The following is a 15,648-nucleotide window of genomic DNA, read 5'->3' as shown; positions in this document are numbered from 1 at the left end:
GTCTTTTTGTAATAAAACGTCTATGAAACATCATGGAATCTGAAGAGAATGACCAGGGAAATGGTCAAGGGAACTCCAGGGAAATGCCCGATATCGTAAGGATCCTTGCAAAACGTCCAGAGATGAGAAGGGAACTCATCTCCTGGGTTAAGAAAGAGTTCGGATTTAACATTGAATCTTACCTGGAAGAATATTTCGATGAGCTCCCGGATAAGAAATATAAAATTGAGGAGCTTGCTATGCCGCTGCGGGAGATAGCTGAGAATGTCCTGGGCATGACTGATGACGGATATTCACCTTCACAGATAGCTGCGGACCTGGGCATATACCGCAGCCAGGTATCGAAAATATTGAAGGATAGGGGGCGCTGGGAAAAGGAGATCGCTGGCGCTGTAAGGAAGCAGGTTACGCAAAATAAAAAGCTGCCCTGGTATGTTAGGCTGGCAGCCAAGCTTAAACTGATCTAATGACGCTCACCGCACTTCGTGCAGAGTCTCAGCATTTTGAAAATATCAAATGCCCGATGTAGATGATCCCTCCCCAAAAAAGGACAAGAAACCCTATTAAAAAAAATCCAACGGAAAATTTCCAAAACAATATCTTTTAAGCTCAAGTTTTGATCTCCTCAATAACTCGATATTCCACATCTATGCTGCCTTTCCTCAGCTCCTCCCTTTTCTTCTGTTCTATCTGCTGATCGGCAGCTTCTATTACATGGTCAAGTACCGCTTTTAATCCCAGGAGTGCCAGTAAACCTAACGCAGCTTTCGTATTTCTTTTCATTTTCAGAACTGCCACCATTTCATGGTACGAATGGAAATTTATCGAATAACTCCCCGGCTATCTTCAGAGCTTTATCCCAGGTCTCCTCGCGTCTCTCTCCGACCAGTGAGTTTATACTTTGATCGTATCCTTCATGATTGGTGCATTTCTTGGGAAAGGCAAGTTTCTGATCTGGGTAATATATTGCAACGCAAAACCCGCCTGCACATGGCTCAATATCAATCTCTAAGATTTGCGTCTTGATTTGATAGTAGTACTTTCCCGGCTCCAAATTGACTCTCTTAAAATCCTCGCGAATAAATTTCATTGCATCACCTCAACAAAAAAATCCTGTACTCCCTTGATTGTAGCTTCTTTTATCACTTTTTTCCTGTAAAGAATATTGCAGATTCGCCAAGCAACTAACCACTTTTTCTTTTTTAATAATCCTTCTCTTGATAAGTGTACAGAATTTAGTGGAGAATTATCCCGGTAAATATCCTTCAAGATAATAGTATTCACTATCATCAGTCCGTAAGTTTTATTTCCTCACACCCCTATAGAAAAATGGGGGTGGTAAATTATGATGCAACAAAAGAGTGCGGATGAAAACCTGCAACTAATGAAAACGCTGGATGACGCATGGAACACCCAGGAATGGGATACGTTCAACAAACGTCATGCTGAGAACGTCGCCGTGTACTGGCCGGGCCAGCCGGAGCCAACGAGGGGACGGGAGGTGCACCAAAAGGAAGCTGTAGAATTTTTCAAGACATTTCCTGACAACCATCTTGTGAACAATCCGTATAAGATTCTTTTCGGTCAGGGTGACTACACTTGTTCAGTAGCCGAATTTACAGGAACCATGAAGGGACCGATGAAGAGTCCTGACGGCAAAACCATCCCGCCTACGAACAAGAAGTTCCGACTTGAGTTTTGCACAGTCGCACACTGGAAGAACGGGGAAATCATTGAGGAGAGGCTATTCTATGATCTGGTGGGAATGATGAGGCAGCTTGGCTTGATGTGAACGACTATAAAGGTATAAAGATTGCGCATGAGTCTGCATTGCATTGTATGAGCAACTATGCAGCCCTTTTTATTTCCTGACTTCCCGCTTACTCCAGCTTCTTCAGTTCCTTGAAATCCACAATAGTAGATATCGGGTAAGTTTTCACCTTTATCCCCGTCTCTTCCACTGCTGCCATGGCATTCACCCCGGCATATACCACGACGCCGACCTTGCCGTTATCGACAGGCGCATCAAGCACAGGCTTTCCGGGTTTTCCGATCTCAGTTATGCCTCCTATCCTGGATTCTGTTATGGCGCGCAGGACTTTATCAGCCTCAGGCAGCGCCGATGCAGGAATCTCTCTCAGGTTGGCAAGAAGCTTGCCAGTTCCCGTGTTCACAGCATCCATCACCCGCGTCATTTTCCGTGAGATGAAAATCCGCATCGGGTCGATGGAAGTACCGTTATAGATAATGAGATCATCAAAACAGATCGGTTTTTTTCTTTGACCTCCAGTATTCCGCCGTATTTGGTATTTACCGGGATACCATTCTTCAGCAAAATCCCATCAATGGTTATACTGCACATTGTCGCTATCCCGATCTTGCCCTCCGGGACTTTAATATCAGAGGTCATTGTCCCCTCATCTATCAACTTGATATACGGACTGATGGGATAACCGTTGTACATCACATCCCGCAGTATCCCCATAGTCTTATCAAGGTCTTTCTTATCAATGATCGACGTGTTGATTATTACTTTACCCTCCCCGGTCTTCAGGTCAAAGGTGGTATCATAAATGAGTTTCTCTATCCTGGTAATGATGAATCCCAGCCTGTCCCCTACCAGTGCATTGTTCAGTTCGTTTATCCCCCGCTCGGTAATTGTCCTTCCGTCATATCCCTGGCGCTGGGTGAGACCGCGCTCATCCAGGATGCGAAGGTGATAGCGGACGCCCCTCTCTCCTATGGGGTATCCGCGCTCGTTCATCCTGTCGGCTATCAGCCGCGCCCCGATAGGATCATGGTTTTCATAGAGTATTCTCAGTATCTCTATGAGCTTTCTCTGTACTTGCGAATCGATTGTAGTTGTTACCATTTCAGTTTATTACATTTCACTTTAATATATTAAATTGTATTCAGATAGCGGTTAATTTCCCAGTCATGTACACTTATCCTGTATGCATCCCATTCCGCTCTTCCAAGCCTCATAAAATCCGCATATACGTGCTCACCAAGTGCTCCACGTATGATTTCATCGGTTTCCAGGTAATCCAGTGCCTCCTTCAGGCTGCCGGGCAGGGATTCAATACCATGGTTCTTTCTCTCCTCATCAGTCAGGTGGAAGAGGTTCAGCGTAGTGGGCTCACCCGGGTCAATCTGGTTCACAACGCCATTAAGACCAGCCATTAGAATTACTGCAAATGAAAGATACGGATTGCACGACGGGTCGGGGCTCCTGAGTTCCACGCGCGTGCTCATTCCCCTTGCCGCAGGTATTCGTATCATGGATGAGCGATTCGCTCCGGACCATGCTATATATACGGGCGCCTCGTATCCGGGTACGATCCTCTTGTAGCTGTTCACGATAGGGTTCGTGACCGCTGTGAAAGACTTGACGTGTTTCTTTAACCCGCCAATAAAGTACCGCAGGGTGTCGCTCACTTCCATGTTCTCTGATTCGTCGTAGAAAGCGTTCTTATTACCCTTGAACAGGGAGATATTGGTATGCATGCCTGAGCCGTTTATCCCGAAAATGGGTTTTGGCATGAAGGATACATGCAGGTTATCTTTAAGTGCTATTGTCTTTGTAACGAATTTGAAAGTTATGACGTTATCGGCAGTCGTCAATGCATCTGCGTATTTGAAATCGATCTCATGCTGGCCGTTTGAGACCTCATGATGGGACGCCTCTATGTTAAACCCCATGTTCTCAAGCGCCCCGACCATGTTCTGCCGGACTTCCTCAGCCCTGTCGATGGGTGGGAAATCGAAATAACCTCCTAAATCATGCGGGATCGGTACGTTCTTATCATCCTTGCAGTCCAGCTGGACTTTACCATCCATCCGCTCGAACAAAAAGAACTCGATCTCAGGGCCTGTGTTCATGATGAAACCATGTTTTGCGGCTTCCTTGATCGCTCTCTTCAAGACATAGCGCGGGTCGCCTTCAAAAGGCTCCCCGTTGGGCTTGTAAACATCGCATATCATCCTTGCGACCTTGCCGCCGCTCACGTCCCAGGGAAGTATCCTGTAGGTGTTGATATCGGGCTTCAGTATCATGTCGGATTCTTCGATCCTGACAAATCCCTCGATGGAAGAGCCATCAAAGGCTATACCGGATTTCAGGGCTTTCTCTGCCTGTGATACGGGGATGCCTACGTTCTTGACCATGCCCCCGATATCGACAAACTGGAGTCTTAAAAATCGTACCTGGTTTTCCTCTATTGAGGTTAATACATCCTCATTTGTTTTTATCATTTTAATCACTGGTTTATTTTAAACTTTAATTACTATATGTTATTAATAAATCATTCGGGAACTCTGCGTATAAATCAAGGTTAGAAAGAGTAAATCCATTCCAGCACACCCTGAGGCATGCTGGAACAGGATTGAATTAAATATCGAAGTACTGGTAGAACTCAAAAGGCGTAGGTCTTATCGAGTTCTGCTTGTACTCCTCAGATTTTAGCTCTATCCACATGTCGATTGCGTCGCCGGGGAAGATTGACTCAAGAAACTTCCTGTCCGTCTCCAGTTCATCAAGTGCCTCCTGCAGCGAACCCGGGCATTCCTTGATTCCCATCTCGTGTCTTCTCTCAGCAGTGAGATGGTAGATGTTCTCATCGCAAGGGTTCCCAGGGTCCATCTTTTTCTTGATGCCATCAAGTCCTGCTGCCGTGAGAGCAGCAAACGCGTAGTAGATGTTGCAGCTGGTATCAGGCGGCCTGAACTCGATCCTCTTGGGGGCTTCCTTACCCTTCTCATAGACGGGTACACGTATGCTTGCAGACCTGTTGCGCTTGCTCCATGCGATATAAACAGGCGCTTCGTATCCGGGCACAAGCCTCTTGTATGAGTTCGTTGTCGGCGATGTGATTGCGCAGAGCGCTCTTGAGTGCTCCATAAGCCCTCCGATGTAGTATCTGCATGTTTGCGATATCTCTGCGTACTCGTCATCAGGGTCATAGAAGGTATTGTGGGAGGAGCCGTTCATCCCTTTCCAGAGCGACTGATGGATATGCATGCCTGATGCATTATCGCCGAAAATGGGCTTGGGCATGAAGGTGGCGATCATTTTCATATGGTACGCCACGTTCTTGACCACGTTCTTGTACGTAAGCACATTATCTGCCATCTTCGTGAGCGTATCATATTTCATATCGATCTCGCACTGCCCTGCGGTGGCTACCTCGTGGTGGTGAGCATCGCATATGATATTGAAATAATCGTAAAGCTGTCCAGTTATCTCGTTCCTCAGGTCCACGAGCGTATCCTGCGGGGGCGCGGGATAATAGCCTTCCTTGAAGCGGATGGGGTGGTTGATGCCACTCGTATGGGACCACGGTGCTTCTTTGGATTGTATCTCGTATCCTGTGCCTGACCAGGCATCGCGTGCTGTGGAGAAACTCGGAAGAAGCTTGAATGAATCGAACACGAAGAACTCAAGTTCAGGTCCCCAGTACGAAACGTCAAACCCTGCTTTTTTTACCGCTTCCTCAGCCTTCTGTGCAATGTACCTCGGGTCGCGTGTGAAGCGCGGTCCTCCGAATGCATCGTAGAGGTCGCAGATGAGACGAAGAGTTTTATGGGGGGTGTTATCGGTCCACGGCAGTACAGCACAGGTATTCGGGTCCGGGAACATCCGCATGTCCGATTCGAAGATGGATTTAAAGCCCTTGATCGAAGAGCCGTCCAGTTTTCCTATGCCATCTGTGAAGTCCTCTTCTTTAAGAGTATATGAAGGAATCGTGATGTGCTGTATATAACCGGGGATATCCATGAATTGCAGGTCTACCCATTTTACGTTCTTTTCCTTAATAAATTCCAGAAGTTTTTCGGGCGTCGGTGTTGCCATTATCATATCTCCTATCAAATTTATTGGTCTGCGCATAGCCTTTTTGAATCTTGGATTCACTTGCTAATAGCTTGAATCAACTGTTTACAATGTATTCCCAACTTGAGAGACGACTCAAAGGAAGGCTCTGCGAGACCGACTATAAGCTACCGTTTGCCTACTTATATAGTTTTCTATTAAACGTCATGAAAACCCTTTAGTCCTTATATCCCTTTTTAACCTCCATGGATATCCGCCTGTCACGCCCCTGCATCGAAGACCCGACAAGATATATCGCAGAGTGCAATCTCGGAAAAAGAGTGGATATCGGGAAGCTATGCGACATCTTGCGCGGCACCAGTGCAAAAGAGTTGAAGTGTTCTGTGAGGCTTGGCGTAGCGCGTTTTGAACTGGAAGGAAAAAGCGTGATGATATACCAGAGCGGCAGGGTGGATATCAGGAGAATCCGCAGCACTGACGAAGCAAGAGAGGTAATGGAGCAAATAGCGGATATGGCAAAGGATGCTCTCAGCGATACAACCTCTTAGAGAACTCGCCTATCGTACTGGTTGTATTTTTGGATAACTCGTCTATCTTGGTTTCAAGGTTCTCTTCAACGCCTTTGATATTTATCCTGATAGAGCGTTCTTTTGCATCTAGAGCTTCTTCAAGGTTACGCAGCCTGGAATCAAGCAATATTATCATGATCGCAAGAGAACCTACGAGAAGCATAGAAGATATAATAATGACCGGGTCAGAATCCCCGAGGCGAGTAAGCCATTTATACGTTATTACAATTGAAGAAATTATCATCACCGCAGCCAGCCCGATATCTTTAACTTCCATTAGTACACCTCTATTGCTCAATCTACTTTTGGATATATATAGATTTAGATTTTTGATGCATCCTGGACGTAGAGAAATTTATTACAGGCAGGAACAAATGAGCTGATGATGGCACGAAAGTTGAGCACAGATAATCTTGAATTCTATAAGTTCGCAGGTGATTGAATGCCCCATGTAATGGAACTGTTCGGGAAAACGCGGGTAGTGGTCAGGGACGGGAAGGTCGTGGAGGTGGGTGAACCTGTAGCCGACTGGTGCCCCGTATTCAGCAAGGTTGCCGGTGTTTTGCAGCTCACGGCTGAGGAAGCGAGGAAGAACATGGAATACCGTATCCGGGAGATCGGGATGTTCACTCCGCAGAGAAGGTTTGACCACGGCGTTTTTGTTAATTTCGGCGCAAGCGAGATCATGATGACAGCCCTGAGCCGCGGCATCATCGATACCACGGTCACTGTATGCGACGGTGCAGGCACGGTGATCACGAACAACCCGGAACTTGTTCAGGGCATGGGCGCTCTCATGTCCGGGCTTATTGAGACTGAACCTATACAGGAGATAATAGCCGGAATCGAAGCACGGGGAGGCATTGTGCTTGATAAAAAAAGCGCAAGTATCGACCAGTCAGGAGGACTCAAAAAAGCCTGTGACCTGGGATACAGGAGCATCGCGGTCAGCGTTGTGAACTCGCACGACGCAAAGGAACTTCGCTGCGTGGAAAAAGAAAGGAACATCAATCTGATCCTTGTCGGTGCTCATCTTACCGGGATACAATGCGACGAAGCAAAGGAGCTTATCGGGGCGATGGACATAATCACGGGATGCGCCTCAAGGACGGTGCGCGACCTCGTAAAACCCATACTTCAGGTCGGCACATCCGTCCCCCTGTTCGCAATAACGCAGAAGGGGAAAGAACTTCTCTGTGAGCGGGCAAAGGAAGTTGACTCACCCATCCTTGTGAACACCATGAAACTGCCTGTTCTGCCCGGGCATAAGCAGCCAAGACCGCTGGGATAGGAAAAATACTTTCTAATACTTTCTCACCCCGCTTACCTAACATTTTTACCATAATACCGCGTGCTGGCAAGCGATGAAGTTCTCAAGCTTCGGAGCCACTATAAACTCCCACCAGATAGTCGACGCCATCCACCACCACGGCATACCCGTCTTCCACACATGCGAGATGTATATCAAACCCTTCCTGTGCCGGAAGAGCGTATGTAACCTGGCAGACATAATTGCGGTTTTCAAGCGCTCCCAGAGATTCTACGTTGTCGGCATTGAGATCAAAGAATGGGAAGCATGCGTGAGCCAGAAAACGGCTCTTGAATACCTTGAGACGTACGGGCGCACATGCGAATACTTTTACCTTGCAGCCAAACATTTTTCAAAAAGCACCCTTAAAATTAAAGATATCGGGCTGTTTGATTTAACAGAGATGAAGGTCATAAAACCCCCGGAGTACCTATTCCCCGACCCCGAATTCAGGGCTAACCTGATGAAACGGATCAAGAAACAATTCCAGGTGCTCCAGGATGTGGTGGATGACCCGTACCAGAGAATACTTCCGGAGTTCTAAGCATACTAGAAAGTTACTCAGGCGGGCGAAAACTGAGGTTTATAGAAGATTATAAAAGGCTATATGCCAATATAGAAAGGGGAGTCAGTGCATGATTTTATCGGGGGGGGTTAATTAAGTGAGGATAGCTCAAATAGCACCGGTCTGGGAACGGGTGCCTCCAAGGAAATACGGAGGCATTGAGGTTGTTGTATTTCATCTGACAGAGGAACTCATAAGAAGAGGACATGATGTTACATTATTTGCTACCGGGGATTCAATTACTAAAGCTCGTTTGATTTCTAATTACGATACATCGCCGGAGAGAATCCATCTGGCACAATATAATCCAATGCCGGACCTGATCCATATTGGCAAGGCTTTCAAACACACTGAACAGTTCGATATAATACATAACCACACAGGATGGATAGGCACTGTACTTGGGAGCCTGATTGATAAACCGGTATTAGACACATTGCATTGGAGATTCTCAGAGGAGAACATACCCTTTTATGAAGTATACAAAGATGCTGTTTTTTATAACTCAATAAGTTTCAAGCAGCGTGAGTCAGGACCTGATCTTAATTATGTGGGTAATGTTTACAATGCGATCGATACAGATAGCTACCAGTTCAGCAAAGACAAGGGGGATTATTTTATCCACATAAGCAGGATATGCTCGGACAAAGGTACCGATATAGCAATAGATGTAGCGCGCAAAGCCGGGGTAAAGCTTATTCTCGCAGGCAAGGTCGATCCGGGGAAGGATACGCTCTATTATAAAGAAAAGATTGCCCCCAAGCTAGACGGCAGGCAAATTATTTACATTGGCGAAATTACGGAAGAAGAAAAAAGGGCTTTGTTCAGAGAAGCCAGGGGTTTTATTTTCCCGCTGCAATGGGCTGAGCCTTTCGGCCTGGTCATGGTCGAGGCAATGGCTTGTGGTACGCCTGTTATTGCTTTTCCATTCGGATCAGTTCCTGAGATCGTTGATAACGGTAAAACCGGATTTGTCGTAAATAATTTTGAGCAAATGGTTGAGGCGGTTAATAATATAGAGTGCATTGACCCGTTTGATTGCTGGAAACGGGCAGTTGAGAAATTCTCCATCAATAAAATGGTTGATGAATACGAGACGCTTTATGAAAAAATCATTAAATTGAAGGCAGATAAACAGATGGCAAAGATCGAAGTCCACAAAGTCCAGGTGATCCCTTCTTTGAGAATCTCACCTGCTTCTTTGAATTTATCGATAAAGCCTTAATTATCTCTTTACCTTCAAGAACCTAGCGTTGATCGCCACGATCATCGTACTCACAGACATAAGCACGGCGCCCATTGCCGGGGTGAGGAGTATGCCAGATTGGTAAAGGACTCCTGCCGCCAGGGGAATGGCAAAGGTGTTGTATCCTGTCGCCCATACAAGGTTCTGCACCATCTTTCTATATGTTGCGCGTGCAAGACCGACAACAGCGACTACATCAAGAGGATTGCTCCTTACAAGTATTATGTCCGCAGTCTCCACAGCAACATCGGTGCCTGCGCCAATGGCTATGCCCACATCAGCCTGTGCAAGGGCGGGGGCATCGTTCACGCCATCGCCTGTCATGGCGACGATAAGTTTCCTTGCCTGAATCTCTTTTATCTTTGCAGTCTTTTCCTGTGGCAGAACTTCAGCAAAGTACTCATCAAGACCTATCTCTTCCGCGACCCATTTCGCGACCTGCCTGTTATCCCCTGTGAGCATCATACATCTGATACCCATCCCTTTGAGCATCATGACCGCTTTTTTCGATTCTGGTCTGATGATATCGGCAAGCGCAATCGCGCCTTTTAATCTCCCGTCCATTATTACAAATACCACTGTCTTTCCCTGAGAAGCCAGCTTCTCAACGCGTTCATCCGCAACCAGGATATTTTGTTCCCTCAAGTAGCCCGGGCTTACAACCTTTACATCCCTGCCTTTAACTGTTCCTTCCGCTCCCTTGCCCGGAATTGCCCTGAATCCCTCAACAGGAAAAGTCTCCTCTGAAGATGAGACTATGCCTTTTGCGATAGGATGCTCGGAACGAGCTTCCACGGATGCTGCATATTTAAGAAGCTCCCCTTCGTCCGTAGTATCGTTAAACAGGACTATATCTGTAATGCCAAATTTTCCCTCAGTAAGCGTCCCCGTCTTATCAAATACGACAGCCTGGATATTCCTTGCCAGCTCAAAGGCTGACCTGTTCCTTATTAAAAGACCGTTCTTTGCAGATAATGTCGTTGAGATTGCGACAACCAGCGGGACCGCAAGCCCGAGCGCATGAGGACAGGTGATTACCATTACTGTTACAGTCCGCTCCAGAGCAAAGGCAAGGTCTTCGTTCAACACCAGAAGCCATACAAGGAGCGTTATCGCCCCTCCAGCTAGCGCTATCACCGTAAGCCAGAGTGCTGCCCGGTTCGCTAAATCCTGTGTCCTTGATTTGCTTTCCTGCGCCTCTTTAACAAGTACTATCACCTGGGCAAGGAACGAGTCGCTGCCTGTCTTTTTAACCTCGATTGTAATCGAACCCTCGCCGTTGATAGAGCCCCCGATGACTTTATCACCAGGAGATTTGGGCACAGGCTTTGATTCGCCTGTGAGCATTGCCTCATTAACAGAAGTCTCCCCTTCTGCCACCATGCTGTCAGCAGGGATTTTCTCCCCAGGCTTCACAAGAACCCTGTCGCCAATATTAAGCTCATTTAAAGGCACGTCCTTTACACTGCCGTCCGGCATCAGCCTGTGAGCATCCGGGGGCATGAGCCGCGCAAGCTCTTCAAGTGCCCTTCCAGCTCCCATGACCGATCTCATTTCCAGCCAGTGACCGAGAAGCATTATGTCGATAAGGGTGGCAAGCTCCCAGAAAAATACCTCGCCTTTCAGACCGAATACGACCGCGCTGCTGTAAACATAGGCTGTGGTGATCGCCGTAGCAACAAGTGTCATCATGCCGGGCTTTGCTGATCTCAGCTCGTCGAACATCCCCTTCAGGAACGGGGAGCCGCCATAGAAATAGACGGCAGAGGAGAGGATAAAAAGGACATATGAATCACCGGCAAACCTGATACTGATACCCGACCACTCCTGGATCACCGGGGAAAGTACCAGGATAGGTATGGTAATAACCAGCGATATCCAGAATCGTTTTTTGAAATCATCAACCATCATTGCATGGTGGTCATGATGGTCGTTTACCGCAGTTTTTTCGTGTTCCACACGCACAGGGGGCGTCACCGGCATATTGTGCGCATCATGTTTTCCGCTATCCATATTCTCCGACTGGTTATATTCTTTCTCTTATTGTCTCATTTCTTTAAAAGAGCTGCACTGCAAGTTCTGTTCTCTCCACATCCTGCGTCCTTTATTTCTCATCATCCTGTCCCCGATCAGGGTGGCTGCTACAGGCAGTGGCGTAAATGCATATGCAATGCCGCCCAGTAAATATAGCATTTTGCGTGAATTACTCATCCCGGATACCCTTGCCGACATCGGGCATTTTACATTATTAAAATTCAGGAGAATCTTTGACGATTCAAACGCCACACGCATGCTATATTTAATAAAATCGCCAAGAGAAGCCACTCTCCCTCCATACGATGTCTGTCTTCTTTTTATAGCAGCTCTCAGATCATCCTGGGAATCCCCGGTAAATAAAGTGTAGCCATTCCCTATCATATAACTGGCATGTGCATCACTGCCTCCAAGCTTTGCATTCCCATTACAGCGCTCACAGGAAATAGCATTTGAATATCCATGCCTGTGCAGCGCATTGAATACTTCGACCCCGTCCAGCCGCAGCTTATTGAGCATCTGTCCTACGGAGGGGCAATATTCGCTAAAAGGGTGTGGAGCAACGGCTATTCCATCCTGCTCATGTATCTTTTCGATGGTCTCCACGGCGCCCAGACCGGGCTTTACAGGTTCCTGCAGGAACAACCCTATTATTTCCCCGCTCTCCGATGATATCTCTTCCCCGATCACCACTAACTGCTTATCGTACTTCCGGGCTTCGATTGCGCCTTTAATCGTGTCATGGTCCGTTACGCAAAGAACATCCAGCCCCAGCTTCTGCGCCATCTTGACAGATTTCCCGGGCGTGGTCACGCAATCCGGGAATGAAATATGCGAATAATTGGTGAACCCCGAGTACATCGTGTGTGTATGTATATCTGCAATTCCAGTTTTCTGCACTTTAAATCCCCACTTCATATATACAGTATAGTCCTGTTCATTTATTGATGTTTCTGTAAGGCTCTCATGCCCGCCATATATGGCTCCCTACCGAAGAAATTTTTAGGACTTCCTCTGCCTCTGTGTTGTAAAACGTAAACCAGCTTCTTTACGGTGTTAAAGAATGCCTTGATTTGATTCGAAAATAAAAGTAGCCCGGATAGGATTCGAACCTACGTCGCAAGGTCCAGAGCCTCGCATGATTGACCGCTACACTACCGGGCTTCTTGCCGTAGATGGTATTTTTCACGTATTATCTTTTCGGTGATTATATCTTATAGAACCTGATATTTTATAGACTGGGGCAAATCCCGGCCCAAAAGGTCAGGTAACGTCCAGGGAAAAGCCTGGCTTTTGCGTGAGCGTGATTAGTAGACTGCCAAAATGGGTCGTGAAATTTTCACGCTCAGAGGACCAGTCCGCCATCCACGGGTATCACCGCACCGTTAACAAATCCAGCCTCATCCGAAGCAAGATACAGATACGCGTATGCAATGTCCCTGGGCTCGCCAAGCCTGCGAAGGGGTGTCTTCTCTTTTACCATCTCCAGAACCTTTTCAGGCACACCCCCGACCATCGGTGTCCTTATGAACCCAGGAGCCACTGCGTTGATCCTTATTCCCTTTCTTCCGAGTTCTTTTGCCAGCGATTTTGTCATGCCGATCAGCCCTGCCTTGGCAGATGCATAATTTGCCTGCCCGATATTGCCGTATACCCCTACGATGGAGGAGGCATTGATAATCACACCGCTTCCCTGGTTAATCATAACATCAACAACCGCCTTGATACAGTTGAATGCTCCTTTGAGGTTCACATTTATAACCCTGTCCCACTGCTCCTCTGTCATTTTTATTATAAGGGCATCCTGAACAATACCCGCGTTGATTATCAGAATATCAATCCTGCCGTATCTCTCATGGGTCTCTTTAACCATCTGTTTTGCCTGCTCTATGCTGGACACATCAAGCCTGATGAAAACTCCCTCACCTCCTGCTCCTTTTATCTCCCCCACCGTTTCCATGCCGCCTCTTTCGCTTATATCAGCTACTACAACTTTAGCCCCTTCCTTTGCAAACAATAATGCAGTCTCTCTTCCAATGCCGCTTCCGGCACCTGTAATAACTGCAATTTTGTTTTCAAGCCTCATAATGTACCCTCCTTTTATTCTCTTTGTGTACGGCTCATGCCTCTCTTAACTACCTGATTGGAAGAGCACCAGCCTTAAACACAAGATGATCTCTGAACTTGCTGCTAAGGGAATGAATCAACCCCATCTCTCTCTACGAACTGGTATAGTTCTGTAATGAAGGCAAGTCACGGATGAGCGACTCACCTGGGATGAGCCTCATTAAACCGGGGATTGTTCCATATGTCTTTTCAATGTCTGCTAAGTATCTTCGTATACTCCCATTTCTTCACCCCAGTTAATAAACTGCGATGTGGTGAATAATAAATGTTTCTGTTTTTAATTAAGGGCTTGTTTCCATTAATTCGTCATGCTGGTCGGCTGTGACCTGGCTCATATTCAGTTTAAGATATTAATCTATCGAAGCCCGACGGGCAACTGGATTAATACCCTCTACTCATGAGAGATGCCAGTATTTACTTTGAACTTTTTTTATCTGTTCTAACCGCTCCCTTACTTTCGCACCAGGTTCAGCCGCTTCTCTCTTCCCGGGTTCCTTTCCCATAAAAACCCCAAGAACAGCCACAACAGAGCGGGCGAGAAGATCAAGGTCATAGCCACCTTCAAGGACTGCAGCCACTTTCCCGCCGCAGGTCTCTTTGGCCATTGTTCTGACGATGGATGCAAGTGCAGCAAAACCGCCCACGCTCATTCTCATCTGGGCAAGACCATCGTTTGCATTCGCATCCTGCCCTGCCGAGACAAGCACTATGTCGGGCCTGAATTCAAGAGCGGTGGGAACGAGTATTTCTTTAAACGCTGCGATAAACCCGTCATCATCCGTACCTGCGGGCAGGGGTACATTGATATTATAACCCGTCCCCTTCCCTGTCCCGACTTCATCTACCCATCCTGTGCCGGGGTAATGCGGGTACTGGTGGGTGGAGAAATACAATACTGTGGGATCATCATAGAACGCCTCCTGCGTCCCGTTCCCGTGATGGACGTCCCAGTCCACTATCAGCACCCGTTCTTTCCCTTTCTTCTGTGCATGGCGTGCCGCGATAGCGACGTTGTTGAAGATACAGAAACCCATGCCTCTATCGGATTCTGCATGATGGCCGGGTGGTCTGACAAGCGCGAACGAATTTTCAGCTTTATCATCAAGTATAGCATCAACGGCGGTGATCGCACCGCCTGCTGCAAGAAGTGCTACGCTGTATGAATCTTTACCCAGAATCGTTTCAAAGTCAAGTGAGATTTCCAGTTCAGAATATTTTTTTACTTTCTTGATATACTTTGGTGTGTGGATATATTCTATCTCGCCCGGCTCAGCGTACCTGGGATTAATCAAGTCCAGTTGTTCCATCAACCCTGTTTCTTTAAGGTGAGCGATTATCGATACCAGACGCTCTTTTCTCTCAGGATGAGAGCCGGTTTCATGTTTTAAGTAGTCGGGATGATAAATTATCCCGGTTGTTTTCTGCGACACCGCTGTAGAAAAAATAAAAAAGAAATCGTATTATGCGAGCTATTACGCGAGCTTTTTTCCTGCGTTGGGTCCATAAGTCGCGTCGTATATCTCTTTTACATGGAAAACAATCGCTGCCTTTCCGGGCAATTTCTTGGAATCCGCCATCTCTTTGGCGCTTGTGAACTTATCTCCCCGGCTCTCGATATCCACAGTCCCTTTTATCTGGTAGGATTTCTTGGCATCGCCGTCATACGCCACTATTGCCAGGTTGGGATTAGCTTCTATGTTTTTACGCGTTTTGTTGAAGAAATTATCCACGAAAAGAATGGTCTCATCGTCCAGTATCTTCCACATCGTAACGAATACCACATTGGGTTTCCCACTCTTATCTGCGGTTGCTATGGGCAGGGGTTTTTGCTTTGCGACAATATCCTTTATCTCAGGAGGCATTTTAACCATAATTTATCACCTTTTTTCATTTAGTATGCTTTGGGTATAAAGGTTTTGATTCAATTCATGATGCTGTTAGGTGGTTACCAACGCCCACCCAAAACCG

The 15,648-nt window shown here is 46.9% G+C and carries 16 protein-coding genes, 1 tRNA gene and 1 pseudogene; 6 read left to right on the top strand and 12 right to left on the bottom strand.

The annotated features are described in order from the left end of the window. Positions 1–32 precede the first annotated feature (32 nt). Positions 33–467 carry a helix-turn-helix domain-containing protein gene (locus MNV_RS03565; protein WP_096204003.1) on the top strand — a complete coding sequence of 145 codons (435 nt, stop codon included), beginning with the start codon at positions 33–35 and terminating at the stop codon, positions 465–467. A 142-nt stretch (positions 468–609) separates the two neighbouring features. Here MNV_RS03565 and MNV_RS19315 read toward each other — a convergent pair whose 3' ends face one another. Together MNV_RS19315 and MNV_RS03555 are read right to left on the bottom strand one after the other, a co-directional pair. Further along, positions 610–783 carry a hypothetical protein gene (locus tag MNV_RS19315; protein ID WP_179293780.1) on the bottom strand — a complete coding sequence of 58 codons (174 nt, stop codon included), beginning with the start codon at positions 781–783 and terminating at the stop codon, positions 610–612. Positions 784–802: 19 nt separating this feature from the next. Further along, positions 803–1,090, bottom strand: coding sequence for a hypothetical protein (locus MNV_RS03555; RefSeq protein WP_096204001.1), 288 nt, complete (start codon positions 1,088–1,090; stop codon positions 803–805). A gap of 255 nt (positions 1,091–1,345) precedes the next feature. Here MNV_RS03555 and MNV_RS03545 point away from each other — a divergent pair, with 255 nt between their 5' ends. After that, positions 1,346–1,792, top strand: a complete 447-nt coding sequence (locus MNV_RS03545; protein ID WP_218837880.1) for an ester cyclase — start codon at positions 1,346–1,348, stop codon at positions 1,790–1,792. An 88-nt stretch (positions 1,793–1,880) separates the two neighbouring features. Here the strand turns inward: MNV_RS03545 and MNV_RS03540 are convergent. The 3 genes and pseudogenes from MNV_RS03540 to glnA (MNV_RS03530) form a co-directional block, all read right to left on the bottom strand. Further along, a pseudogene (locus MNV_RS03540) lies at positions 1,881–2,872 on the bottom strand (DUF128 domain-containing protein). A 29-nt stretch (positions 2,873–2,901) separates the two neighbouring features. Beyond that, on the bottom strand, positions 2,902–4,254 hold the full coding sequence (gene glnA / locus MNV_RS03535) for a type I glutamate--ammonia ligase (RefSeq protein ID WP_096203999.1): 1,353 nt from the start codon (positions 4,252–4,254) through the stop codon (positions 2,902–2,904). 136 nt (positions 4,255–4,390) lie between these two features. Beyond that, complete coding sequence (glnA, locus tag MNV_RS03530) at positions 4,391–5,857, bottom strand: type I glutamate--ammonia ligase (protein ID WP_218837879.1); 1,467 nt, start codon at positions 5,855–5,857, stop codon at positions 4,391–4,393. A gap of 218 nt (positions 5,858–6,075) precedes the next feature. Here glnA (MNV_RS03530) and MNV_RS03525 point away from each other — a divergent pair, with 218 nt between their 5' ends. Beyond that, complete coding sequence (locus MNV_RS03525) at positions 6,076–6,378, top strand: hypothetical protein (protein ID WP_096203997.1); 303 nt, start codon at positions 6,076–6,078, stop codon at positions 6,376–6,378. On the opposite strand, the gene MNV_RS03520 is transcribed toward MNV_RS03525, so the two are convergent. Continuing rightward, entirely contained in the window at positions 6,359–6,676 is a 318-nt protein-coding gene (locus tag MNV_RS03520) for a hypothetical protein (RefSeq protein WP_096203996.1), read from the bottom strand. The genes MNV_RS03525 and MNV_RS03520 overlap by 20 nt on opposite strands. 165 nt (positions 6,677–6,841) lie before the next feature. Between MNV_RS03520 and MNV_RS03515 the strand changes: the two genes are divergently transcribed. The 3 genes from MNV_RS03515 (at position 6,842) to MNV_RS03505 (ending at position 9,498) form a co-directional block, all read left to right on the top strand. Next, positions 6,842–7,690 carry a methanogenesis marker 8 protein gene (locus MNV_RS03515; RefSeq protein WP_096203995.1) on the top strand — a complete coding sequence of 283 codons (849 nt, stop codon included), beginning with the start codon at positions 6,842–6,844 and terminating at the stop codon, positions 7,688–7,690. 73 nt (positions 7,691–7,763) lie between these two features. Continuing rightward, a complete protein-coding gene (locus tag MNV_RS03510; protein WP_096203994.1) occupies positions 7,764–8,252 on the top strand; it encodes a hypothetical protein in 489 nt (162 codons plus the stop codon). Positions 8,253–8,370: 118 nt separating this feature from the next. Next, entirely contained in the window at positions 8,371–9,498 is a 1,128-nt protein-coding gene (locus tag MNV_RS03505; RefSeq protein WP_096203993.1) for a glycosyltransferase family 4 protein, read from the top strand. On the opposite strand, the gene MNV_RS03500 is transcribed toward MNV_RS03505, so the two are convergent. The 6 genes from MNV_RS03500 to MNV_RS03475 form a co-directional block, all read right to left on the bottom strand. Continuing rightward, on the bottom strand, positions 9,499–11,532 hold the full coding sequence (locus tag MNV_RS03500; protein WP_218837878.1) for a heavy metal translocating P-type ATPase: 2,034 nt from the start codon (positions 11,530–11,532) through the stop codon (positions 9,499–9,501). It abuts the gene before it with no gap. A 27-nt stretch (positions 11,533–11,559) separates the two neighbouring features. After that, positions 11,560–12,471 (bottom strand): PHP-associated domain-containing protein, encoded by a 912-nt coding sequence (locus MNV_RS03495; protein ID WP_096203992.1) that lies wholly within the window; start codon positions 12,469–12,471, stop codon positions 11,560–11,562. Between the two features lie 173 nt (positions 12,472–12,644). Beyond that, positions 12,645–12,717 (bottom strand) — tRNA-Gln (locus MNV_RS03490). Positions 12,718–12,898: 181 nt separating this feature from the next. After that, positions 12,899–13,639 carry a 3-oxoacyl-ACP reductase FabG gene (gene fabG / locus MNV_RS03485; protein ID WP_096203991.1) on the bottom strand — a complete coding sequence of 247 codons (741 nt, stop codon included), beginning with the start codon at positions 13,637–13,639 and terminating at the stop codon, positions 12,899–12,901. 436 nt (positions 13,640–14,075) lie between these two features. Then, positions 14,076–15,110, bottom strand: coding sequence for a histone deacetylase family protein (locus MNV_RS03480; protein WP_096203990.1), 1,035 nt, complete (start codon positions 15,108–15,110; stop codon positions 14,076–14,078). Between the two features lie 42 nt (positions 15,111–15,152). Beyond that, positions 15,153–15,551, bottom strand: a complete 399-nt coding sequence (locus MNV_RS03475) for a pyridoxamine 5'-phosphate oxidase family protein (protein ID WP_096203989.1) — start codon at positions 15,549–15,551, stop codon at positions 15,153–15,155. Positions 15,552–15,648 lie beyond the last annotated feature (97 nt).

The organism is Candidatus Methanoperedens nitratireducens, from assembly GCF_900196725.1.
Taxonomy (GTDB): domain Archaea; phylum Halobacteriota; class Methanosarcinia; order Methanosarcinales; family Methanoperedenaceae; genus Methanoperedens; species Methanoperedens nitroreducens_A.
The sequence above is the reverse complement of the archived record's forward strand: the minus strand, read 5'-3'. Positions and strand labels throughout refer to the sequence as shown.

Excerpts from the sequence above, each read along its gene's own strand:
- MNV_RS03565 (WP_096204003.1), top strand. The coding sequence starts at position 33 with ATGGAATCTGAAGAGAATGACCAGGGAAATGGTCAAGGGAACTCCAGG.
- MNV_RS19315 (WP_179293780.1), bottom strand. The coding sequence starts at position 783 with ATGAAAAGAAATACGAAAGCTGCGTTAGGTTTACTGGCACTCCTGGGA.
- MNV_RS03555 (WP_096204001.1), bottom strand. The coding sequence starts at position 1,090 with ATGAAATTTATTCGCGAGGATTTTAAGAGAGTCAATTTGGAGCCGGGA.
- MNV_RS03545 (WP_218837880.1), top strand. The coding sequence starts at position 1,346 with ATGATGCAACAAAAGAGTGCGGATGAAAACCTGCAACTAATGAAAACG.
- glnA (WP_096203999.1), bottom strand. The coding sequence starts at position 4,254 with ATGATAAAAACAAATGAGGATGTATTAACCTCAATAGAGGAAAACCAG.
- glnA (WP_218837879.1), bottom strand. The coding sequence starts at position 5,857 with ATGATAATGGCAACACCGACGCCCGAAAAACTTCTGGAATTTATTAAG.
- MNV_RS03525 (WP_096203997.1), top strand. The coding sequence starts at position 6,076 with ATGGATATCCGCCTGTCACGCCCCTGCATCGAAGACCCGACAAGATAT.
- MNV_RS03520 (WP_096203996.1), bottom strand. The coding sequence starts at position 6,676 with ATGGAAGTTAAAGATATCGGGCTGGCTGCGGTGATGATAATTTCTTCA.
- MNV_RS03515 (WP_096203995.1), top strand. The coding sequence starts at position 6,842 with ATGCCCCATGTAATGGAACTGTTCGGGAAAACGCGGGTAGTGGTCAGG.
- MNV_RS03510 (WP_096203994.1), top strand. The coding sequence starts at position 7,764 with ATGAAGTTCTCAAGCTTCGGAGCCACTATAAACTCCCACCAGATAGTC.
- MNV_RS03500 (WP_218837878.1), bottom strand. The coding sequence starts at position 11,532 with ATGGATAGCGGAAAACATGATGCGCACAATATGCCGGTGACGCCCCCT.
- MNV_RS03495 (WP_096203992.1), bottom strand. The coding sequence starts at position 12,471 with ATGAAGTGGGGATTTAAAGTGCAGAAAACTGGAATTGCAGATATACAT.
- fabG (WP_096203991.1), bottom strand. The coding sequence starts at position 13,639 with ATGAGGCTTGAAAACAAAATTGCAGTTATTACAGGTGCCGGAAGCGGC.
- MNV_RS03475 (WP_096203989.1), bottom strand. The coding sequence starts at position 15,551 with ATGGTTAAAATGCCTCCTGAGATAAAGGATATTGTCGCAAAGCAAAAA.